Origin of the sequence: Paracoccus aurantiacus (assembly GCF_007993065.1) — a bacterium.
Lineage (GTDB): Bacteria > Pseudomonadota > Alphaproteobacteria > Rhodobacterales > Rhodobacteraceae > Paracoccus > Paracoccus aurantiacus.
Window position 1 is genome coordinate 136,095 of the sequence record NZ_VOPL01000006.1, and the last position, 19,293, is coordinate 155,387.

At 61.8% G+C, this 19,293-nt stretch carries 24 protein-coding genes and 1 pseudogene; 15 read left to right on the plus strand and 10 right to left on the minus strand.

Annotated features, from left to right (window positions below):
• The first annotated feature begins 47 nt into the window (after nucleotides 1-47).
• Entirely contained in the window at nucleotides 48-368 is a 321-nt protein-coding gene (trxA, locus tag FQV27_RS14505; RefSeq protein WP_147099847.1) for a thioredoxin, read from the plus strand.
• A gap of 30 nt (nucleotides 369-398) precedes the next feature.
• Here the strand turns inward: trxA and FQV27_RS14510 are convergent, their stop codons facing one another.
• Complete coding sequence (locus FQV27_RS14510) at nucleotides 399-1,286, minus strand: hypothetical protein (RefSeq protein WP_147099849.1); 888 nt, start codon at nucleotides 1,284-1,286, stop codon at nucleotides 399-401.
• A 90-nt stretch (nucleotides 1,287-1,376) separates the two neighbouring features.
• Between FQV27_RS14510 and hslV the strand changes: the two genes are divergently transcribed.
• The 3 genes from hslV (at nucleotide 1,377) to FQV27_RS14525 (ending at nucleotide 3,592) form a co-directional block, all read left to right on the plus strand.
• Complete coding sequence (gene hslV / locus FQV27_RS14515; protein WP_147099851.1) at nucleotides 1,377-1,934, plus strand: ATP-dependent protease subunit HslV; 558 nt, start codon at nucleotides 1,377-1,379, stop codon at nucleotides 1,932-1,934.
• Between the two features lie 63 nt (nucleotides 1,935-1,997).
• On the plus strand, nucleotides 1,998-3,299 hold the full coding sequence (gene hslU, locus FQV27_RS14520; protein ID WP_147099853.1) for an ATP-dependent protease ATPase subunit HslU: 1,302 nt from the start codon (nucleotides 1,998-2,000) through the stop codon (nucleotides 3,297-3,299).
• A gap of 89 nt (nucleotides 3,300-3,388) precedes the next feature.
• Complete coding sequence (locus FQV27_RS14525) at nucleotides 3,389-3,592, plus strand: PLD nuclease N-terminal domain-containing protein (protein WP_147099855.1); 204 nt, start codon at nucleotides 3,389-3,391, stop codon at nucleotides 3,590-3,592.
• Nucleotides 3,593-3,596: 4 nt separating this feature from the next.
• On the opposite strand, the gene FQV27_RS14530 is transcribed toward FQV27_RS14525, so the two are convergent.
• Nucleotides 3,597-5,171 carry a PAS-domain containing protein gene (locus FQV27_RS14530; protein WP_147099857.1) on the minus strand — a complete coding sequence of 525 codons (1,575 nt, stop codon included), beginning with the start codon at nucleotides 5,169-5,171 and terminating at the stop codon, nucleotides 3,597-3,599.
• A 45-nt stretch (nucleotides 5,172-5,216) separates the two neighbouring features.
• On the minus strand, nucleotides 5,217-6,572 hold the full coding sequence (locus FQV27_RS14535) for an ActS/PrrB/RegB family redox-sensitive histidine kinase (RefSeq protein ID WP_246133118.1): 1,356 nt from the start codon (nucleotides 6,570-6,572) through the stop codon (nucleotides 5,217-5,219).
• An 86-nt stretch (nucleotides 6,573-6,658) separates the two neighbouring features.
• On the opposite strand from FQV27_RS14535, the gene FQV27_RS14540 reads away from it, so the two are divergent.
• From FQV27_RS14540 to FQV27_RS14550, 3 genes are all read left to right on the plus strand, one after another.
• On the plus strand, nucleotides 6,659-7,285 hold the full coding sequence (locus FQV27_RS14540; protein ID WP_147099859.1) for an SCO family protein: 627 nt from the start codon (nucleotides 6,659-6,661) through the stop codon (nucleotides 7,283-7,285).
• Between the two features lie 77 nt (nucleotides 7,286-7,362).
• Complete coding sequence (locus tag FQV27_RS14545) at nucleotides 7,363-7,917, plus strand: ActR/PrrA/RegA family redox response regulator transcription factor (RefSeq protein WP_147099862.1); 555 nt, start codon at nucleotides 7,363-7,365, stop codon at nucleotides 7,915-7,917.
• 77 nt (nucleotides 7,918-7,994) lie between these two features.
• Entirely contained in the window at nucleotides 7,995-8,306 is a 312-nt protein-coding gene (locus FQV27_RS14550; protein ID WP_147099864.1) for an H-NS histone family protein, read from the plus strand.
• A 46-nt stretch (nucleotides 8,307-8,352) separates the two neighbouring features.
• Here FQV27_RS14550 and FQV27_RS14555 read toward each other — a convergent pair whose 3' ends face one another.
• The 3 genes from FQV27_RS14555 to FQV27_RS14565 all read right to left on the minus strand — a co-directional run bounded on the left by FQV27_RS14555 (nucleotide 8,353) and on the right by FQV27_RS14565 (nucleotide 10,140).
• A complete protein-coding gene (locus FQV27_RS14555) occupies nucleotides 8,353-8,952 on the minus strand; it encodes a YfbR-like 5'-deoxynucleotidase (RefSeq protein ID WP_147099867.1) in 600 nt (199 codons plus the stop codon).
• Between the two features lie 12 nt (nucleotides 8,953-8,964).
• Nucleotides 8,965-9,474 carry a protein-export chaperone SecB gene (gene secB / locus FQV27_RS14560; RefSeq protein WP_246133119.1) on the minus strand — a complete coding sequence of 170 codons (510 nt, stop codon included), beginning with the start codon at nucleotides 9,472-9,474 and terminating at the stop codon, nucleotides 8,965-8,967.
• Between the two features lie 111 nt (nucleotides 9,475-9,585).
• The gene (locus FQV27_RS14565) at nucleotides 9,586-10,140 is read right to left on the minus strand and encodes an FxsA family protein (RefSeq protein ID WP_147099871.1); all 555 of its coding nucleotides are present in this window, start codon (nucleotides 10,138-10,140) and stop codon (nucleotides 9,586-9,588) included.
• 108 nt (nucleotides 10,141-10,248) lie between these two features.
• On the opposite strand from FQV27_RS14565, the gene FQV27_RS14570 reads away from it, so the two are divergent.
• Entirely contained in the window at nucleotides 10,249-10,914 is a 666-nt protein-coding gene (locus FQV27_RS14570) for a Tim44/TimA family putative adaptor protein (RefSeq protein WP_147099872.1), read from the plus strand.
• Complete coding sequence (locus FQV27_RS14575; RefSeq protein ID WP_147099875.1) at nucleotides 10,914-11,522, plus strand: Smr/MutS family protein; 609 nt, start codon at nucleotides 10,914-10,916, stop codon at nucleotides 11,520-11,522. The genes FQV27_RS14570 and FQV27_RS14575 overlap by 1 nt, the downstream gene beginning before the upstream one ends.
• Here the strand turns inward: FQV27_RS14575 and FQV27_RS14580 are convergent.
• The 3 genes from FQV27_RS14580 to FQV27_RS14590 all read right to left on the minus strand — a co-directional run bounded on the left by FQV27_RS14580 (nucleotide 11,519) and on the right by FQV27_RS14590 (nucleotide 13,709).
• Nucleotides 11,519-11,857, minus strand: coding sequence for a TfoX/Sxy family protein (locus FQV27_RS14580; RefSeq protein ID WP_147099877.1), 339 nt, complete (start codon nucleotides 11,855-11,857; stop codon nucleotides 11,519-11,521). The genes FQV27_RS14575 and FQV27_RS14580 overlap by 4 nt on opposite strands.
• A 24-nt stretch (nucleotides 11,858-11,881) precedes the next feature.
• Nucleotides 11,882-13,024 carry a saccharopine dehydrogenase C-terminal domain-containing protein gene (locus FQV27_RS14585; protein ID WP_147099890.1) on the minus strand — a complete coding sequence of 381 codons (1,143 nt, stop codon included), beginning with the start codon at nucleotides 13,022-13,024 and terminating at the stop codon, nucleotides 11,882-11,884.
• A 205-nt stretch (nucleotides 13,025-13,229) separates the two neighbouring features.
• Nucleotides 13,230-13,709 carry an Lrp/AsnC family transcriptional regulator gene (locus FQV27_RS14590; protein WP_147099892.1) on the minus strand — a complete coding sequence of 160 codons (480 nt, stop codon included), beginning with the start codon at nucleotides 13,707-13,709 and terminating at the stop codon, nucleotides 13,230-13,232.
• Nucleotides 13,710-13,827: 118 nt separating this feature from the next.
• Here FQV27_RS14590 and FQV27_RS14595 point away from each other — a divergent pair, with 118 nt between their 5' ends.
• The 5 genes and pseudogenes from FQV27_RS14595 to FQV27_RS14610 all read left to right on the plus strand — a co-directional run bounded on the left by FQV27_RS14595 (nucleotide 13,828) and on the right by FQV27_RS14610 (nucleotide 18,026).
• Nucleotides 13,828-14,130 (plus strand): DUF2849 domain-containing protein, encoded by a 303-nt coding sequence (locus FQV27_RS14595; protein WP_147099894.1) that lies wholly within the window; start codon nucleotides 13,828-13,830, stop codon nucleotides 14,128-14,130.
• Nucleotides 14,130-15,791, plus strand: a complete 1,662-nt coding sequence (locus FQV27_RS14600) for a nitrite/sulfite reductase (protein ID WP_147099896.1) — start codon at nucleotides 14,130-14,132, stop codon at nucleotides 15,789-15,791. Before FQV27_RS14595 ends, FQV27_RS14600 begins: the two co-directional genes overlap by 1 nt.
• Nucleotides 15,791-16,519: pseudogene (locus tag FQV27_RS19030) on the plus strand (phosphoadenylyl-sulfate reductase); the annotation flags it as partial. The gene FQV27_RS14600 and the pseudogene FQV27_RS19030, both read left to right, overlap by 1 nt.
• Before the next feature lie 54 nt (nucleotides 16,520-16,573).
• Complete coding sequence (locus tag FQV27_RS19035; protein WP_222611707.1) at nucleotides 16,574-16,957, plus strand: DUF934 domain-containing protein; 384 nt, start codon at nucleotides 16,574-16,576, stop codon at nucleotides 16,955-16,957.
• Between the two features lie 100 nt (nucleotides 16,958-17,057).
• The gene (locus tag FQV27_RS14610; RefSeq protein WP_147099899.1) at nucleotides 17,058-18,026 is read left to right on the plus strand and encodes an NAD(P)H-dependent flavin oxidoreductase; all 969 of its coding nucleotides are present in this window, start codon (nucleotides 17,058-17,060) and stop codon (nucleotides 18,024-18,026) included.
• Here the strand turns inward: FQV27_RS14610 and cobA are convergent.
• The gene (cobA, locus tag FQV27_RS14615) at nucleotides 18,015-18,764 is read right to left on the minus strand and encodes a uroporphyrinogen-III C-methyltransferase (RefSeq protein WP_147099901.1); all 750 of its coding nucleotides are present in this window, start codon (nucleotides 18,762-18,764) and stop codon (nucleotides 18,015-18,017) included. The genes FQV27_RS14610 and cobA overlap by 12 nt on opposite strands.
• A 91-nt stretch (nucleotides 18,765-18,855) precedes the next feature.
• Between cobA and FQV27_RS14620 the strand changes: the two genes are divergently transcribed.
• The gene (locus FQV27_RS14620; RefSeq protein ID WP_147099903.1) at nucleotides 18,856-19,290 is read left to right on the plus strand and encodes a MarR family winged helix-turn-helix transcriptional regulator; all 435 of its coding nucleotides are present in this window, start codon (nucleotides 18,856-18,858) and stop codon (nucleotides 19,288-19,290) included.
• Nucleotides 19,291-19,293: the final 3 nt, after the last annotated feature.

Genomic DNA, 19,293 nt, shown 5'->3' on the forward strand with positions numbered 1-19,293 from the left:
AAGCCTTTCCCGCCGGCCCTGCCCGGCAGCTTACAGGAGATCCTGCAATGGCCACTCAACCCGTATCGGATGCACAATTCGACGCCGAGGTCGTGAAGTCCGACACCCCCGTCATCGTCGATTTCTGGGCCGAATGGTGCGGCCCGTGCAAACAGATCGGCCCCGCACTGGAAGAGCTTTCGTCCGAATACGAAGGCAAGGTCAAAATCGTCAAGGTGAACGTTGACGAAAACCCCGAAAGCCCCGCCGCCCTGGGCGTGCGCGGTATCCCGGCGCTGTTCATGTTCAAGGACGGCAAAGTCATATCGAACAAGATCGGCGCGGCACCGAAGGCCGCACTGAAAGCCTGGATCGACGAGAACGTCTGATCCACGCTGATTTTGCAGGAAGGGCGGCGGTCATATTGGCCAGCCGCCCTTTTTCAATGCGTCGAGCATCCGCGCTCCCGCATCGGGTGCCATCGCGTCAATCGCCTGCTTGCGCAGGAACCACAGCAGGTATCGCGCATAGTCAGCCTTATGGGTGGGTGCCTGCGCCAGCGCCTGATCGACCCCGATATCCGCCACATTCAGCGCGATATGGTGAAAGTCGACCTGCGCGAACAGCACCACGGGCCGGGTCAGCAGATAGGCGTCCATCGCCACGGCGCTGTTTTGCGTGGCGACATATTCTGCCCCGGCAAGAAGTTCGCGGCTGTTTCCCCCGATACTGAGATTGTCGTATCGCTCGGCCAGCGAGTCGAGCGCGCCTCGCTCGGAAAGACTGTAGGTTTCGTTCGGATGCAGTGTTGCGATGCAGCTCTTGCCAGTCGCGGCGACGGCGGCGACCATATCGATGGGACTCATGGTCTGGAACGACCGCATTTCGGTCAGCTTTCCCTGAAGCGGAATCAGCACATGGCCGGGTGTCTGCGGCCGAAGGCCGGGCATCACCTTCTGGCGTAAGTGGTGGATGAAATCGCGTGCCTCGGTGCGGTCGATCTGCCCTGGCTCGAACGTCGCGCGCGCGACGGGCCATCGCCATCGCTGCGGCAGCTTTTCGATATGCCAATAGGGATAGTAATAGCAGCGCCGGAAGATCTTGACCCGGCGATGGTCCGGGCCGTGCATATGATGCAGCGCATAGCTGTGGCGTGGCGGGGGCTCGGCCGTTTCGGGGGCGATAGCCGCCTGCCAGCCCCGGCTGCGAACGGCTTCAAGGATACGTTCGACAAAGTTGAAATGGCCCGCCTCGGCGCGCGCCGCCATTTCAGGATCAAGATGTATCAGCAGCGTATTGCGCACCATGCCGGGAAACTATGCCGCGCCCGGTCGGGTCGCAATGGCTTGCGACGGTGCCCGACCGAACCTATCTGCATGGCAACGAAGGAGATGTTCATGGAAGACGACAGATTTCCGGGCTGGCACGGCACCACGATCCTTGCCGTCAAGCGCGACGGCAAGGTGGTCGTGGCGGGCGATGGTCAGGTCAGCGTCGGGCAGACGGTCATGAAAGGCACCGCGCGCAAGGTGCGCCGCCTTTCGCCCGGCGGCCGCGATGTTGTGGTGGGCTTTGCCGGATCGACAGCCGACGCCTTCACCCTGCTGGAGCGGCTGGAAAAGAAGCTGGAGGCAGCGCCGGGCCAGCTTCAGCGCGCTTGCGTCGAACTGGCGAAGGACTGGCGGACCGACAAATATCTGCGGAACCTCGAAGCCATGCTGATCGTGACCGACGGCACGCAGATCTATGTCGTGACCGGCGCGGGCGATGTGCTGGAACCCGAACATGACGTCGCCGCGATCGGCTCTGGCGGGAATTTCGCACTTGCGGCGGCGCGCGGTCTTCTGGAAACCGATCTCGGACCAGAGGAAGTTGCGCGAAAGGCAATGGCCATCGCGTCGGATATCTGCGTTTACACCAACGGCAAGCTGACCGTCGAAATCCTTGAGGCCTGATGCCGGCGGCCGGGCAGAGATGCCCAGCCGGTCGCAGGCCTGTGGCAGAGCGAAAGTGAAAACATGACTGACCTCACCCCCCGTGAAATCGTGTCCGAGCTGGACCGCTTCATCATCGGCCAGAAGGATGCCAAGCGCGCCGTTGCTGTTGCGCTGCGCAATCGCTGGCGGCGCAAACAACTGAGCGACGACCTGCGTGATGAAGTTTACCCGAAAAACATCCTCATGATCGGCCCGACCGGCGTCGGCAAAACCGAGATCAGCCGGCGACTTGCAAAGCTTGCGCATGCGCCGTTCGTCAAGGTCGAGGCGACCAAGTTCACCGAGGTCGGCTATGTCGGGCGCGATGTTGAACAGATCATCCGCGATCTGGTCGATGCCGCGATGATCGACACCCGAGAGCGCATGCGCGAGGACGTGAAGGCCCGCGCCCACAAGGCGGCCGAGGACCGGGTGATCGCCGTGCTTGCCGGCGAAGGCGCGCGCGATCAGACCCGCAACATGTTCCGCGACAAGCTGAAACGCGGAGAGTTGGACGATACGATCATCGAGGTGGAACTGCAGGACAACTCCAACCCGCTTGGCATGATGGACCTGCCCGGCCAACAGGGCGGGATGGGGATGATGGACCTGTCCGGTCTGATGAAGGCCTTTGGCGGACGCCGTGTAAAGCGCAAGGTAACGGTCGCCGAAAGCTATGAGTTGCTGATTGCTGAAGAAGCCGACAAGCTGCTTGATGACGAAGTCGTCAAGGCCGCGGCTGTCGAATCCGTGCAGGAAAACGGCATCGTGTTCATTGACGAGATCGACAAGGTTTCGGCCCGGTCAGGCGCTCGTGGGGCCGATGTCAGCCGCGAGGGCGTGCAGCGCGATCTTCTGCCGCTGATCGAGGGCACCACCGTCAGCACCAAGTATGGCGCGGTCAAGACCGACCATATCCTGTTCATCGCCTCTGGCGCGTTCCACGTCGCCAAACCATCGGATCTGCTGCCCGAGCTTCAGGGCCGCCTGCCGATCCGGGTCGAGCTGCGCGCACTTACCGAGAAAGACTTCGTGCGAATTCTGACCGAAACCGACAACGCGCTGACGCGGCAATATACCGCACTGATGGGGACCGAAGGCGTCACCGTCAGCTTTGCCGATGACGGCATTGCCGCACTTGCGCGCATTGCCGCCGAAGTGAACGGCAGTGTCGAGAATATCGGCGCGCGTCGTCTTTATACGGTCATGGAACGCGTATTCGAAGACCTGTCATTCGTCGCGCCTGACCGTGACGGCGGTACTGTTCTGGTCGACGCGGCTTTCGTCGAGGAACACCTTGGCGATCTGGCCAGATCTGCCGACCTGTCTCGCTACGTCCTGTAAGTTCCGGACATCAATAAAATCTGGGTGGAACCAGCGCGGGCTTATGCCAGTTGGTTTCGCAGAACGAAAACTCGATCACGGAGCCTGTCATGGCCTTCAATATGTTTTCCGGCCTTATCGGGCTGATTATATTCGCGCTGGACGTCTGGGCGATTGCGCAGATCATCAATTCCCGTGCGGAAACGACGCCCAAGGTGATCTGGATCGCCGTCGTGGCCCTGCTGCCGGTCGTCGGCCTGATCGCCTGGTATGTGGCGGGTCCGAAATCGAACCTGCAATTGCCTCCGGACTGACGCGTCAGGCCTTCAACGACTGCGCCTGTCTGCCGGGACCCGCCAGCGCTTCCACCGGCGGCTGGGCTGTATCTGCCTGCGAAGCCGATGCGGCCGCGAAGCGGACCATACGCTTTCCGCCCGGAAGTGCCGTCATCGACCACGCGAGAACGCCTGTGCCGGCGGGGCCGAAGATCACACCCCGGTCCTGCCCGCCGACGCCGTCACGGCTTAGTTCCCTTTCCAGTTCCGCGAGACCGGGGGCTTCGGCCCAGTCGCCGCGCCAGATCTTGAGCGCATCAGACATGCGACCGGGGTTTTCGCCCCATAGCTGCGTATAGGCACGGTTCACCATGACCACCTGACCGACTGCGTTGAACACGATCAGCGCGCGTTCCAACCCGTCCAGCACCTGAGAGCCAAGGGAAAGTTCCGCACGGAATTTGCGCGTCAGCGTGATCTCTGAGGTGATGTCGTCGAACAGGAACGCGATCGCGCCGCCCGGATGCGGACGGCCGGTCACGCGGTAGGTTCGTCCGCCGGGAAGCGACCAGGTTTCGACGTGATGCCCCGCTGCAGCGGCGGCTTCGAGCGTAGTGATCTGCTTGCGCCAGCTCCGATAGTCCCGCGGTTCCGGCACAATGCGCAGTTCCCTGAGCTGGTCGAGAACGCTGTAAAGCGACGGGCGGGCTGTAAGGAAGCCGACCGAAAGACCCGTCAGGTCGATCAGTGCCGGATTGAAAAGCTGCAGTTGCCGCTCACGGTCAAAAATCGCGAGCCCGATGGGCAGATCGGCGAACGTCTTGGTCAAAGTCTGAAGGAACTCCCTCAGGTTCTGTTCGGCCCGAACCTCGGCATCTGCTGGCAGGGCATATGTGGTCGTGCCGTCGCCATCACTATGTTCATAGCAATCGAACCAGTTGGTGCCTTCGCCGCCCTCGACGCGCGCGCGCCGGATCACCGCCGCAGCATCGGGCGTCGCGTCTGATTTCAGGATCTCCGGCAGTGGCCAGGGCGTGGCATTTTTGTCCCCCTTCTCGACCGCGTTCAGATAGGTCGCGTTCGCCCAGACGATATTGCCCGCGTCGTCGCGGCGGGTAATCATCATGGGCGCGGCTTCGACGATCTGGCGCAGAAGGGCAAGCTCCTCCTCCATCGCTTGCTGCGACAGCGAATCGACCACGATACCGGCGCTTGCGCAATCAGGCTGAACCAGCGTCAGGCGAAGCGAGCCGCCTTCTGTTTCCTCGGCCAGAAGGCGCAGCCGCGCCGTTCCCGTCCCGCCCCGACCCAGCAGTTCGACCCTGCCGTGATGCGCGGACAGATCATCCAGCACTGACAGATCGTCAAAGCGCTGCGCGAGCCAGATTTTCAGCGCCGGCAGATCTTCTGCTGCACAACCGGCCAGAATCGCGCGTGCCGGGCCAGTCGCATCGACAAGTCTGGCGCCGTTGAAAAGGAAGATGCAGGGCGCAACAAGGTCTGCATCCAGAAGCGCGCGCCGCTCGGGCCGCGCCGTCCAACGCATCGCAAGAATAGCCAGAATGAAAGATAATGCGCTGCCGGCAACGGCAATGGCGACAGTCAGAAATACGTGCATGACTTGACCGAACTGAAACTTTTGCGCAGCGTCACACGGGAAAGATTAAGAAGTGGTTAATTCCTCATATAATCCCGGATTCTGTTGCAGCGCTGCACGGCTGTCGACCTCTACCCGGTCCAGCGGCCAGTCCACGGTAACGACTGCGCCGCCAGTGTCGCCATTGCGAAATTCCAGTTGCGCGCCCGTGCCTTCCAGTAATCCGCGGGCGATGAACAGACCCAGGCCCATGCCTTCGTAACCCGGTCGACGTTCGTTCTTCGGGCTGACCGGGAAGGGTTCCGCCAGACGCCCGATCATTGTCGCGGGGAAGCCCGGACCGTCATCGGCGATCGTGACCTTCAGGCGCCCGTCGCCCCAGAAAGCGCCGATCGTGACGGACGCGCCCGCAAAATCCACCGCGTTCTGAATGATATTGCGCAGTCCGTGAATCAGTCCGGGATAGCGGCGGATAAAGGGGGGCGAGCCTTCGCCAAGCAGGTCGATCTTGATGGTGATCCCTCGTTCCGAATGCGGGCCTGCAGCTTCCTCCAGCAGCGTACGAAGCGGCGCGGCATGCAGAAGCAGATCGTCCTTCCCGGCGCGTCCCATCGAACGCATGATGTCACGGCAGCGATCAGCCGAATCGCCAAGAATGCGCGCGTCCTCGGCAAGGTCACCGCGTTCCGGCAGGGCGTCTGCAAGCTCATCCCGCAATTCGGAAGCGATCAGCTTTATCGTGGCAAGTGGCGTGCCCATCTCGTGCGCGGCGGCGGCGACCACACCGCCGAGATGTTGCAGCTTCTGCTCGCGTGCCAGCGCCATCTGCGTTGCAAAAAGCGCCTCGGAGGTGGTGGCGAGTTCGATTGCGACCCGGCGGGCATACGCTGCAAAAAACACGACGCCGATCAGAATGGCGACCCAATGGGCCAGTTGCAGCATGGGTGGCATGGCTAGATCCAGCGTGGGATGCTGAAGCGGCCCGGCAAACCACCCTGCAAGCGAGATCATGACAACCGTTGTTGCCCCGATCAGAATGGTTAGATGGTTTTCCAGCGCCGCCGCCGCAATTGTCACTGGGGCGAGGACCAGAAGCGCGAAGGGGTTCGACATGCCGCCCGTCAATCCGATCAGCGCGGAAATCTGCGCCAGATCGAACACAAGCTGCAAGGTCGCGCCGCGCTGGGTCACGCGCGCAGGACTTGCGGTCATCCACAGGTTCAACGCCGCACCCAGGCAGACCAGGACCAATGCAGGAAGCAGTGCGAAGCGGACACCGGCCAGCCAGGCCAGCAGAATTGCCGCAAGCTGGCCAGCCAAGGCGACCCAGCGAAGCAGAACAAGGGTGCGTCGCCGGATCGGCTCTGCCCTCGGGGGGATACCTGCGGCGACCATTGCGCTGAAATGTGGACCCAGGGGCATCGTCTGTCCTTACACTGCGACAACGCGAGCAGTTGATATCGATACCACATTACGCGATCAAGGCGCGGGCAAATGGAAGGATCGACATGAAAGACCGCCAGATATTGATACTCGGTGTGGCAGCGACAGCGATATTGCTGGTCGGCGGTGCATTCTGGCTGAACCGCGGTCCTTCCGGCGGTGACGAATTCGCCCAATGCCGAACCGGCGTCGTTGCGGGGGGTGCAGGCGCGTTGGGTGGTGCGTTCGAACTTACCGACGAGACGGGAAAGCGCGTGACGGATACCCAGGTCTTTACCAAGCCGTCACTTCTTTATTTCGGCTATACCTATTGCCCGGATGTTTGCCCGCTGGACAGCGCGCGAAATGCCGAAGCGCTGGATGTCCTTGATGAGCAGGGCATTGATGCACAAGCCGTGTTCATTACCGTGGATCCGAAGCGCGACACACCAGAGGTCGTGGCCGACTTCACCGAAAATCTGCACGAGAAAATGATCGGTCTGACCGGCACCCTTGCCGAAACCGATGCGGCCAGCAAGCTTTGGAAGAATTATTATAAGCTGAACGATGACGGCACAGATTTTTATCTGGTCGATCATGCGACGAATACCTATCTCGTGCTGCCGGAAAAGGGCACGGTCGAATTCTTCCGCCGCGACCTCAGCCCCGACGAATTGGCAGAGCGGGTTGCCTGCTTCGTCGAGGCGTCGTGAACGCACGCGTTATGCCTGAAGTTTGATTCCCCCGCCAAGAGCGCCTAGAGAATGTGAACCATTCAGCGGGAGGCATCATGTCCGAGGAAAAGCAAACAGATCTGGGACCGGACCCGAGCTTGCTTCTGGTCGATGATGACGCGATTTTCGTCAATCGCCTGTCGCGCGCGATGGAGAAGCGCGGTTTCAGGCCCGTTGTTACCACCTCGGTCGCCGATGCGCTTGCGGAGGTGAAATCGGCGCCCGCCGCCTATGCCGTGATCGACCTGCGACTGGAAGACGGCAGCGGACTTGATGTCGTCGAGGCACTGCACGAGGCGCGCCCGGACGCCCGCGCCATTGTCCTGACCGGATATGGCGCAATCGCGACGGCCGTGGCAGCTGTGAAGATGGGCGCAACCGACTATTTGTCAAAGCCCGCCGATGCGAATGACATTGTCTTGGCGTTGCTGCAAACGGGCGAAACCCTGCCGCCGCCGCCGGAAAATCCAATGTCCGCCGACCGGATTAAATGGGAACATATCCAGCGCGTTTATGAACAATGCGACCGGAATGTCAGCGAAACTGCACGGCGTTTACATATGCATCGCCGGACGCTTCAGCGGATTTTGGCCAAACGCAGCCCGAAATAGCGAATCGTTATCAAAGTTATTTGACAGTCACGATAATCGGCCATAACTATCCAATCTCTTGAACATTGGAGTAATCGATGCTGGATATCGATAACCTGTCCCTGAAAGACCTGCAGGAATTGCGCACAAAGGTCGAGCGTGCAATCGTCAGCTTCGAAGAACGAAAACGGCGCGAGGCGATGGCCGCTGCAGACGCAGCCGCGCGCGAGCACGGCTTTTCGCTGAACGAACTGACCGGCGTCAAGGCAAGCCGCCGCGGCGGCAAGGTTGCACCGAAATACGCGAACCCCGAAGACCCGAGCCAAACCTGGACTGGCCGTGGCCGTCGTCCGCAATGGGTTCAGGCGGCTTTGTCTGCCGGAAAGTCGCTGGACGATCTGGCAATCTGACACCGGCGCTCGCCGGGCAGGCGGGCGCTAATAACGCGGCGCGGTATCAGGTCTGGGCGATCAGCGCTGCGAAGCGTTCCAGATAAGCCTGTCGCGCCTCGGCCGGTGGTCGCAGTCGAATTGTAAGGCCCGAACAATATTCGGGTTTCGGTATCCTGAAGATCGCTTTCGCGTCGGATTCCGAAAACCCAGCAATTTCGATTGCTTCCAGCCACGCAGATACCTGATCCGCCTGCTTTATCTGCTTTTTTATGGCCGCAGGTATTTTCGCCGGCAGCCCAAAGCGTCGGTGAACGGCTATCGCAATGCGTTCGTCCATTTCACCATATTCCGGTCCGAGGGCAGCTTTCACCGGCGAAATCATATCTCCGATGACATATTCCGGCGCGTCATGAAGTAATGCCGCCAGACGCCACTGCGCGCCGGCCTCGGGTGCGATCAGCGCGAAAGCCTGTTCGACCAGAAGCGAATGCTCGGCCACGGAATAGGGCCAGTCGCCGCGCGTCTGCCCATTCCAGCGCGCGACGAAGGCAAGGCCGTGGGCAATGTCCTCGATCTCGATGTCGAAAGGCGTCGGGTCCAGCAGATCAAGCCGCCTGCCTGACAGCATTCGCTGCCAGGCCCGTCTGGCGGATTTACCGGCCATGTCAGCGCAGCATCAGGACAGCGGCGCGTCGGCCGGTCGTTCAGCCTGCGCGCGGCGGGACAGCTCCTGACGGTAAAGCGCCACGAAATCCACCGGGTCCAGATTGACCGGCGGGAAGCCTCCGTCGCGTGTCGTGTCGCTGATGATGCGGCGGATGAACGGGAACAGCATCCGAGGGCATTCGATCATCAGGAAGGGGTGAAGCTGATCTTCCGGCACCCCTTCGACCAGGAAAACCCCGCCGTAATCCAGTTCGCACATGAACAGGTTGGTGTCGTCATTGGTGTTCTTGGACGAGACGCGGAACTTGCAGATCACCTCATACTGGTTCTCGACATTGCGTTTGCGCGCGTCGAGGCTGACCTGAACGCCGATTTCCGGCGTCACTTCCGATCCGCTGAGCCCGCGCTGCGCGACGATATTTTCGAACGAAAGATCGCGGACATACTGCGCGAGGATTTGCATTCGCGGCGGCTGCTGTGCGGCGTCAGTGGAAGTCTCTTGCGGGTTTTCGTCGGTCATATCGCGTCCTCGTTCCGGATACATGGCTTGGGCGCTGTTCTAGCACCCGTTCAGCGCGGCCTCAACGCCAGCGTGCAGGGCCAGCGTGCAGGCGGACGGACATTCCCATCCTCAGTCGGGACGGGTCCAGCCAGATGGGCGATTTGAGCGTTGGCGCCGCTCGTCCCCCGGCAGTTCGCGCTTGGGCAACTCGATATCGTCGCGCGAGGTATAGGGGTCATCCTGGACGACATAGTCGCCGTCAATGACTTCGTCATCGCGGCCGGGCCAGCCGTGCCGCGGCTGTTCGGCACTGTCGAAGCCGAACCCGCCGCGCGACACTTTCACATGTCGCCCTGCACGGCGCATCACCCAGTCGCGCACCGCCGGGACAAGCAACAGAAGCCCGATCGTGTCGGTGAAAAATCCCGGCGTCAGCAGCAAAAGCCCGGCCAGAAGGATCATCGCGCCATGCGCAAGCGGCCGCGTCGGATCGCTAAGCGTGCGGAAGGATTGCTGAATCTCGTTCAAGGCACGTGCGCCCTGGCTGCGGATCAGGACCGTGCCGATCACTGCGGAAAGCAGAACGAGTGCAATGGTTGGCCACAACCCGATCAGACCGCCGACCTGAATGAACAGCGCGATCTCGATGATCGGAACAATGATGAACAGCAAAAACAGCGGCATGTCGCTCCTTTGGCGGGGGGTGGAAACTGGACTTGGCCCCGTTGCATCCCTACATAGGGTCGGAAGGCGGAAAAACAAACCGTCATGGACTGCGACGAAGGATGGTCGATGTCGAACCCGATGATTCAGCTTATCGTTCTTGCCGCCATTGCGGTGTTTCTGATCCTGCGGCTTCGCGGGGTTCTGGGAACGCGCGACGGCTTCGAATCCCCGCGGGTCGAGGAAGACCGACGGCCCGCCCGCGACTTCGAGGCGGTCGAGGATGATACGCGCAATCCCCAATCGGACGACGATCTTGCCGATCACGTCGACGCAGCAAGTCCCGCCTACGCAGCCCTTGCAGCCATGAAGCAGGCCGAGCCGTCCTTCTCGCTTGGGGAATTTCTGTCGGGTGCGAAGCAGGCCTACGAGATGATCCTTCTCGCCTTCGAAAACGGTGACATCGAAGGCGTCAGACCGTTCCTGTCGCCCGAAGTCGCGGGGGCGTTCGATGGTGTCATCAAGGCGAGAAAGGAAGCAGGCCAGACGGTCGAGGCGCAGTTCCTTGGCACCCGAGAGACAGCGCTGTCGTCCGCAAGCTTCAACCCCGACAATGCCGAGGCAGAACTGACGGTTCGGTTTGTCGGCGAGATGATCTCGGCCGTGAAGGATGCCGATGGCAATGTCATCGAGGGTGATCCGAAATCGCCGCGCAAACAGCGCGACAGCTGGACGTTCGAACGCAAGATGGGCTCGAACGATCCGAACTGGCGGCTTGTCGCGACCGGCGTCTGATGGGCCGCCGCCGCGGCCTGACACCAGAGGACCGCGAACTTTGGTCGCGCGTCGCGCGCACCACCACGCCCCTTCACCGCGCTGCCATTCCGTCCGCGCCGGATGCCTCGCCCGCAGCGTCCGAAGCAGCTGCGCGAAAGTCGTCGTCGCCCAAACCGCGTCTTGAGCTTCCGCCGGGCCTGTCGAAGCCCGGAAATACCGCGCGCCTGCCAAGCGTCGGCTACAGCCGCGCACCCAGCCCTGCCGAGGCGCTTGCCACGCATCCCCTGCGCATGGACCAGAAAACCCACCGCCAGATGACACGCGGCAAGCTGCGTCCAGAGGCGCGGCTGGATCTTCACGGGATGACGCTTGCGCAGGCTGGGCCGGAACTGGCGAACTTTATCCTGTCCTGTCATGCGCGCGGATTTCGGCTGCTTCTGGTCATTACCGGCAAGGGCAGTCGCGCGGCGGATGAGGGACCACTGCCGACCAGGCCCGGCGCCCTGCGCCATCAGGTGCCGCATTGGCTGCACAGCGCGCCCTTGTCGCGCGTCGTGCAGCAGGTCGTGCCGGCGCATCTGCGCCATGGCGGAACGGGGGCTTATTACGTCTATCTGCGCCGCTAGCGATTTTTCGGGGGCAGGCGGTCGGCGAAATTGACGCCGCGACTGACCCATGCGGCCAATGATGACGGATCGGCGATGCTGGCCGGATCGACTGTCACGAAAGCTCGTGCAATGCGCCCGCCACCGATCTGCAACAGGGCGACGTCTTCGGCTTTTGCTGCTTTCGCAGCGGCCTCGTTTCCCAGCCGCACCATCAGCCGTTCGCCGGAAACGCCGCACGCCATGTTGCCGCCGCGCATGAAGCAGAGCCCGCCCATCATGCTGATCTCGTCCGCGCCACCCATCTCTGACAGTGTTTGTCTTACCCGGACGACAAGGGTTTCGTCATATGCCATGCGGTGCGCCTTTCTGCCAGACCGTCACGACGCTTGCTCTGACGGATTGCGCGTATGGTTTATGCGTCGCGAATGCCCCGCCTGATGCGTCACCTCGACGAGCCAGTTCGCGATCAGGTCCGGGTCGGTGACGCCGATATGCAGGCCGGGTGATATCCGGCCTGCGACAATCGCCTCTGCGCCCAGGGCAAGCATCAGCGAGTTCAGGCGGAACCGCGCGAAACCGTTGCGGCCGCCCGCGGCGTCCATCACCCATTCCCGATGCCAGCGCGTCTTTCCCTCCGCCTCGGCCCTGAGCGACACGGACAGAACCGCCCGATCAGCCTCGTCGCGCATGAAGGGATGCTGTTTCCACAGCACTTCGGCAAGTTCGCGCAGCGCTTTCTGATCTTTTCCGGTTTCCCGGATATGGGCGAAGACTTCCGCCCAGCCCTGATCCCAGCCCTTCAGCCGGATCGCGCCGCGCTGCGCCGTGGCGATCTGCCAATCGGGATCGAAACCATAGGCCTGAAGATAGGGCGCTACGTCATAATGCGGATAGACCTGATGACGTTCCGGCGTCGGCAGGTTCAGGTCATGGCTGCGGATCACATCGAAGGGGAAGTCTGCGTGCCGGACCTCGCCATCGCCGATCCAGCTTGTCGGCGTCGCAAGGGCGTTCAGCAGCGACAATGGCGAAGTGTTGAATTTATGGCGGAAATTGTCGGGGTACTTCGGCATGCCGCCGCCATAGCATGTGAAATGCAGCACATCGCCGGGCCGTGCGTCGTGGCGATATTCGTTCACCAGATCGCGCGCCATGAGGTGTTCGATCCCCGGCACCATTCCAGCCTCGGCCATGACAACCAGACCCCGTTCTGCCGCCCCGGCGACTGCCGCGCGCAGATTGTCCGAGACATGCCAGCCGACCGCCATATTCGCGCCGCGATCCATCGCCAGACGTGCAATGGCAATCTCGGTCGGGCGTGGGGCGACGATCACATCGCCGGGCTGCACCGCGTCGGAAAGCCTGTCATGGTCATAGGGCTGCTGGATGTCCGCGCTGATCCCGTCCAACGAGATGCCGTCACGGGTCCAGACGCGGACATCCTTACCTTGCTTGCGAATGAGCCGCTGCAAGCCGAAAAGTGCGTCAGTGCCCGCTTGAACCCAATGTATCATGGTCATAAACCTGTCTCCGGCGTGACAGCGCGACGCTTCATAGTCTTCCGTCTGCCTCTACACGCAAGCGGATGGTCCCGCGCAGGCTGCCGACGGTGAATTCGGGCGCGGCTGGTGGCATTGTCGGGAAATCTCCGTGCTACAGGGCGGTCTATGGACGGAATTAGACCCCCATGCCGCCCGTCTGTCCAGTGCGCGGCCCACCCTGTGCCTAAACGGGAAGGAAGGTCGTCGATTTCAGTTCTTCCATCGACAGAAGCGCGGTGACGTTGAAGATCTTAACCTCTGCGATCAGCGCCTGATAGAATGCGTCATAGGCGCGTGCGTCGGAAACGCGCAGCTTGACGATATAGTCGATCTCTCCTGCCAGGCGGTGCGCCTCCAGAACCTCGGGCCGCGATTGCAGGGCGTTCAGAAACTTCTGCTGCCAGCCGGCCTCGTGTTCGCTGGTGCGGATCAGCACGAAGAAGCAGGTGCCCAGGCCGACCGCATCGGGGTCGAGGATCACGGTCTGCTTCGTGATGACGCCCGCATCTTTCAGCTTGCGGATGCGGTTCCAGACCGGGGTCTTGGACGAGCCGATCTTGCGGGCGATATCGTCCAGGGACTGGCTCGCATCTTCCTGCAACTCGGTCAGGATTTTCCGGTCGAGCGCATCGATGCGGAGTTTCTTTTCGCTGAGGTCGTCCATGACGGTGTTTTGTCCTCTCTGGCGGCGTCAGGGGAACAGTATTCCTTATTTCGCACAGATACTAGCATGTTTGTGGAAAAATATCCCATATTACCCCCAACAAAACCGGAGATTCGCCATGGCCCGCGCATTTGAGCCAGTCGTCATTTCAGCCAACGACCTGTTCGATGGTCGTGTCATCTATCTTACCGGCAAGGATGAATGGGTTCCCCATCTGCGTCAGGCAGAGCTGATTACCGACGAAGAAAAGGCCAAGCATCGCATGGCCCACGCGCTTGCGCTGTCCGATCGGGCGGTGGGCGTGTTTCTGGCGCCGGCCAAGGCCGGGCCCGACGGCCCTGAACCCGGCCACCCCCGTGAGGCGTTTCGGGCCCACGGGCCTTCGAATTACTTCCACGGCAAGCAGGCAGAGGAAGCGTAATGTATCATCACACCGAATTTGACCGCGCCTTCGTCGTTGATCGCGCACAGCGTTTCCGCGATCAGGTGCAGCGCCGCATCTCTGGCGCGCTGACCGAAGACGAATTTCGCCCGCTGCGCCTGATGAACGGCGTCTATCTGCAGCTGCACGCCTATATGCTGCGCATCGCGATCCCCTATGGCACGATCAGCCCGGACCAGATGCGTCAGCTTGCCGTGATCGCTGACCGCTGGGACAAGGGCTACGGCCATTTCACGACCCGCCAGAATATCCAGTTCAACTGGCCCAAGCTGGTCGACATCCCGGATATGCTTGATGCACTGGCAGAAGTCGGCATGCATGCGATCCAGACATCGGGCAACACGATCCGCAATGTCACGGCTGACCACTTCGCCGGGGCAGCCGCGGATGAAATTGCCGATCCGCGCCCCTATGCCGAGTTGATCCGCCAGTGGTCGACCGATCACCCGGAATTCCAGTTCCTGCCGCGCAAGTTCAAGATCGCGGTGTCGGGCAGCCCGAATGACCGCGCGGTCGTCAAGTCGCATGACATCGGCCTGCGCATGGTCGAAAAGGACGGGGAAAGCGGGTTCGAAGTCTCTGTCGGTGGTGGGCTTGGCCGCACGCCGCTGGTCGGCAAGGTCATCAACGAATTCGTCCCGGTGGCTGATCTGCTGCCCTATCTGGAGGCGATCCTGTCGGCCTATAACTCTGTCGGGCGACGCGACAACAAGTACAAGGCGCGCCTGAAGATCGCCGTGCAGGAACTTGGCATCGACCATATCCGGGAACTGGTGGATGAGCGTTTTGCCGAGATCCGCCCTAAATTCGACGGCACCGATCAGACGATCCTTGACCAGATCGCCGCGCGGTTCGGGCAGCCGACGCTGGTGAGCGGCCGCAGCACTGCCGATTACGACGCGGCGCGCGAGGCGGACCCAATTTTCCGGTCCTGGGCCGATACGAACCTGCATGCGCACAAGCATGCCGATTATGCGATCGTCACCGTGTCGCTGAAAAAGCATGGTGCAACGCCGGGTGATGCGACCTTTGACCAGATGCGCGTGCTCGCCGATCTTGCCGAACGGTTCGGGCAGGGCGATCTGCGCATCAGTCACGAACAGAACGTCGTGCTGCCGCACATTCACAAGGCTGACCTTGCCGCGCTTCACGCCGCGCTGCGCGAGGCTGATCTGGGGACGGCCAATCTCGGCCTGATCTCGGACATCATCGCTTGCCCGGGGCTGGATTATTGCGCGCTGGCGACGGCGCGGTCGATCCCGATTGCCCAGCAGATCGCGACGCGCTTCGACGAGCTGAAGCTGGAACATGAAATCGGCGAACTGAAGATCAAGATTTCCGGCTGCATCAATGCCTGCGGGCACCACCATGTCGGCCATATCGGCATCCTTGGCCTGGACCGCGCCGGCGTCGAAAACTATCAGGTCACGCTTGGCGGCGACGGCACCGAAACCATGTCGGTGGGCGAGCGTGCGGGCCCCGGCTTTTCGAAGGATGAGATCATCCCGGCCATCGAGCGCCTGGTCTATGGCTATCTTGACGTTCGCGAGGACGCATCGGAAACGTTCCTTCAGGCCTATCGCCGACTGGGGCCAGAGCCGTTCAAGGCAGCGCTTTATCCTGAAAAGGCGGCCGCGTAATGGCACAGGTCGTCACGATCCCGACACGTCCGGCGCGCATTGCCGCGCTGAACGACCGCTATCGTCATCACGCCGCGATCCGCGTGCTGCGCGACGCGTTGCGTGACCCGGAACTGGGGCGTGTGGCGATGGTATCTTCGTTCGGGGCCGATTCTGTCGCGCTGCTGCACATGATCGCGCTTGTCGATCGCGACACGCCGGTCCTGTTCGTGGACACGCAGATGCTGTTCCCCGAGACGTTGGCGTATCAGCAAGAGGTCGCGGCCAAGCTGGGCCTGACCGATGTGCGCATCATCCGTGCCACGCCTGCCGCGATTGCGGCAGCGGACCCGGACGGCGATTTGAACCAGACAAATCCCGACGCCTGCTGCGATCTGCGCAAGACGGTGCCGCTGAACAAGGCGCTTCAGGGCTTTGACAGCTGGATCACCGGGCGCAAACGCTTTCAGGCCGCCAGCCGCGCTGACATCGACTTTTTCGAAGAGGACCCGGCCGGTCCGCGCATCAAGATCAATCCGCTGGCGCACTGGACGGCACAGGATGTCGCCGACTATATCGTGAACAACAATCTGCCGCGCCACCCGCTTGTGTCGCAGGGCTATCCCTCTATCGGCTGTGCACCCTGCACAAGCCCGGTCCAGGAGGGTGAGGACCCGCGCGCAGGCCGCTGGCGCGGGCAACAGAAGACTGAATGTGGGATTCATTTCGTGAACGGTAAGCTACAACGTATTCAGCCCGCCGAGGCAGAGCCAGCCGAAGCCGAAACCGCTGCTTTCGAACCCGTGGATGGCCAGCCGGTCATTGTCCGCGACAGCGGTTTTGCGGCTGACGATTTCACCGGCGAAATCCTCGATCTTGAAAGCGATACCAATCTGGACGAGGCGAATGTGAATTTCCGCGAGGCGGAACTGATCCGCATCGCTTTCCCCAGCTTCACAGATGGGCGCGGTTTCACCATCGCGCGGCGTCTGCGCATGGCGGGATACAAGGGGCGTCTGCGCGCGCATGGCCACGTCATCGCCGATCAGTTCCCGATGGCGCGCCGGTCGGGTTTTGACGAGGTCGAGATCGACGCTGATCTTGCCCGCCGCCAGCCGTGGGAGCTTTGGAAGCGTTCGTCCGAGGTCGCGCCGTCCTATCTGACGCGGCTTGGCCGTCAGGCTTGATCCGCCCAAGAAGGCAAGGTTGGCTCCGCGACGTAACGCTTGCCCTTTTCGGGGCCAACGCAATGATAACGGGCAATATCTTCAGGAGGAGTTGTCCGTCATGTCGCTGCCGCCCATTCTTTCAAACCTGCGCATTCCCGTCATCGCCTCGCCGATGTTCATCGTCTCGAACCCGGATCTGGTGATTGCGCAATGCAAGGCCGGGATCGTTGGCAGTTTTCCGGCCCTGAACGCGCGGGAGAAAGATGGCGAGCCGGTTCAGCTTGAAGCATGGCTGACCCGCATCACCGAAGAACTCGATCGCCACAATCAGGCCAATCCCGACAATCCGGCAGCCCCTTTTGCGGTTAACCAGATCGTGCATCGTTCGAATGTGCGGCTGGAACGTGACATCGAGATCTGCGTGAAGCACAAGGTGCCGCTGTGGATCACCTCGCTTGGCGCCCGGCCCGAGGTGAACGAGGCGGCGCATTCTGTCGGCGGCGTCGTGATGCACGACATCATCAACAACACCTTCGCGAAGAAGGCGATTGAAAAGGGCGCCGACGGTCTGATCGCGGTTGCGGCGGGCGCGGGCGGTCACGCAGGGATGCAGTCGCCCTTCGCGCTGATTCAGGAAATTCGCACGTGGTTCGACGGCCCGATTGCGCTGTCGGGGTCCATCGCCACGGGTCGCGCCGTGCTGGCGGCGCAGGCCATGGGGGCCGATCTGGGCTATATCGGCAGCCCCTTCATCGCGACCGAGGAAGCCAATGCAGTCCCAGAATACAAGGACATGATCGTGAATTCCGGGGCCGAGGATATCGTTTATTCATCGTTGTTCACAGGCGTTCACGGAAATTACCTGAAACCATCAATCCGCAATGCCGGACTGGACCCGGACGATCTTGAACATGCCGATGCGTCTTCTATGAATTTCAGCCAGGGCGCATCGAAACCCAAGGCATGGAGCGCGATCTGGGGTGCCGGGCAGGGGATCGGCGCGATCCACAAGGTCCAGCCTGCTGCAGCATATATCGACCAGCTTGCCCGCGAATATGCCGATGCGAAGGCCGTTCTAGCCGCCTAATACCTCGACCGCTTCATCGCTGATTTCGGCGAGCGGGCCATAGAAGATCAGCGCCGGCGCAGCGCTTGGGCCTTCGCGGCGCAGCGTTTCGGCCAGTTCGGCGACCGTGCCGCGCCGAATGCGCTGGCCTGGCTGGCTAATCGCTGCGGCGATCAGGGCAGGGGTTTCGGCAGGCAGGCCGTGGGCGATCAGACCCGCCGCCATGTCCGGGAAGCTGCGCTGCCCCATGAAAATCACCGTGACGGATTTCGGATCGGCAAGTGCCGCCCAGTTCAGATCCTGCGGCAGCTTGCCGGTTACGTCAGCCCCGGTCAGATACTGAACCCGGCGCGCGGTGAGGCGGCGGGTCAGCGGCAGCCCTGCCGCTGCTGCCGCCGCGTTCACGGATGACACGCCCGGTACGACTTCAAACGGAATGCCGGCCCCGCGCACGGCTGCCAGCTCCTCCTCCAACCGCCCGAACATGCCCGCATCGCCGGATTTCAGCCGCACCACGCGCTGCCCCGCCTGCGCATGCTTCAGGATCAGCGCATTCACGGCGTCCTGCTTAGCGCTTGGCCGTCCGGCGCGTTTGCCGACAGGAATCAGCTGCGCCTGCACGGCCAGCGCAAGGATCGGGCCCGAGGACAGGTCGTCATACAGCACCACATCAGCCTGCGAGAGCCGATCCGCGGCCCGCAGGGTCAGAAGCTCTGGATCGCCGGGGCCAGAGGAAATGAATGAAACGAAGCCGTTCATTCTGATTGATTTGCGCGTTTCGGGCGCATTGGCAAGTGGCGGTTGCATATGCGACAGTTGCAGGACTCTCGTTGCCAGCGACAGGACAAAAATGACCGATTTCAGGCTGGATGATTTCTTGCCCTATCTTCTGAACAACGCCGCAGAATCGACGAGCCGCGCGTTTTCGGCCCATTATCGCGAAGCTTATGGCATGACCCGTGCGCAATGGCGGATCATGGCGCATCTCGGCAGCGATGGGGCGCTGACTGCCAGCGATATATGCGTTCGCTCTCATCTCGAAAAATCGAAGGTATCGCGCGCGGTTGCGGCGCTGGAAGAGCGGGGCTTGCTGCGCCGCGCGCCTTCCACCATCGACCGCCGGGCAGAGCATCTTTCCCTGACCGATCAGGGCAGGCAGGTTCATGCGGACCTTACCGCACATGCAAAACGCTTTTCTGACACCCTGATAGATCGTCTTGGAAAGGCCCGGACGACAGAACTCGCGGCGATTCTCCGCGATCTTACAAAGGATCGCGACGACTGAGCA

Bases quoted from the DNA above. Each gene is read 5' to 3' on its own strand.
- trxA (WP_147099847.1), top strand. From the start codon at position 48: ATGGCCACTCAACCCGTATCGGATGCACAATTCGACGCCGAGGTCGTG.
- FQV27_RS14510 (WP_147099849.1), bottom strand. From the start codon at position 1,286: ATGGTGCGCAATACGCTGCTGATACATCTTGATCCTGAAATGGCGGCG.
- hslV (WP_147099851.1), top strand. From the start codon at position 1,377: ATGGAAGACGACAGATTTCCGGGCTGGCACGGCACCACGATCCTTGCC.
- hslU (WP_147099853.1), top strand. From the start codon at position 1,998: ATGACTGACCTCACCCCCCGTGAAATCGTGTCCGAGCTGGACCGCTTC.
- FQV27_RS14525 (WP_147099855.1), top strand. From the start codon at position 3,389: ATGGCCTTCAATATGTTTTCCGGCCTTATCGGGCTGATTATATTCGCG.
- FQV27_RS14530 (WP_147099857.1), bottom strand. From the start codon at position 5,171: ATGCACGTATTTCTGACTGTCGCCATTGCCGTTGCCGGCAGCGCATTA.
- FQV27_RS14535 (WP_246133118.1), bottom strand. From the start codon at position 6,572: ATGCCCCTGGGTCCACATTTCAGCGCAATGGTCGCCGCAGGTATCCCC.
- FQV27_RS14540 (WP_147099859.1), top strand. From the start codon at position 6,659: ATGAAAGACCGCCAGATATTGATACTCGGTGTGGCAGCGACAGCGATA.
- FQV27_RS14545 (WP_147099862.1), top strand. From the start codon at position 7,363: ATGTCCGAGGAAAAGCAAACAGATCTGGGACCGGACCCGAGCTTGCTT.
- FQV27_RS14550 (WP_147099864.1), top strand. From the start codon at position 7,995: ATGCTGGATATCGATAACCTGTCCCTGAAAGACCTGCAGGAATTGCGC.
- FQV27_RS14555 (WP_147099867.1), bottom strand. From the start codon at position 8,952: ATGGCCGGTAAATCCGCCAGACGGGCCTGGCAGCGAATGCTGTCAGGC.
- secB (WP_246133119.1), bottom strand. From the start codon at position 9,474: ATGACCGACGAAAACCCGCAAGAGACTTCCACTGACGCCGCACAGCAG.
- FQV27_RS14565 (WP_147099871.1), bottom strand. From the start codon at position 10,140: ATGCCGCTGTTTTTGCTGTTCATCATTGTTCCGATCATCGAGATCGCG.
- FQV27_RS14570 (WP_147099872.1), top strand. From the start codon at position 10,249: ATGTCGAACCCGATGATTCAGCTTATCGTTCTTGCCGCCATTGCGGTG.
- FQV27_RS14575 (WP_147099875.1), top strand. From the start codon at position 10,914: ATGGGCCGCCGCCGCGGCCTGACACCAGAGGACCGCGAACTTTGGTCG.
- FQV27_RS14580 (WP_147099877.1), bottom strand. From the start codon at position 11,857: ATGGCATATGACGAAACCCTTGTCGTCCGGGTAAGACAAACACTGTCA.
- FQV27_RS14585 (WP_147099890.1), bottom strand. From the start codon at position 13,024: ATGACCATGATACATTGGGTTCAAGCGGGCACTGACGCACTTTTCGGC.
- FQV27_RS14590 (WP_147099892.1), bottom strand. From the start codon at position 13,709: ATGGACGACCTCAGCGAAAAGAAACTCCGCATCGATGCGCTCGACCGG.
- FQV27_RS14595 (WP_147099894.1), top strand. From the start codon at position 13,828: ATGGCCCGCGCATTTGAGCCAGTCGTCATTTCAGCCAACGACCTGTTC.
- FQV27_RS14600 (WP_147099896.1), top strand. From the start codon at position 14,130: ATGTATCATCACACCGAATTTGACCGCGCCTTCGTCGTTGATCGCGCA.
- FQV27_RS14610 (WP_147099899.1), top strand. From the start codon at position 17,058: ATGTCGCTGCCGCCCATTCTTTCAAACCTGCGCATTCCCGTCATCGCC.
- cobA (WP_147099901.1), bottom strand. From the start codon at position 18,764: ATGAACGGCTTCGTTTCATTCATTTCCTCTGGCCCCGGCGATCCAGAG.
- FQV27_RS14620 (WP_147099903.1), top strand. From the start codon at position 18,856: ATGACCGATTTCAGGCTGGATGATTTCTTGCCCTATCTTCTGAACAAC.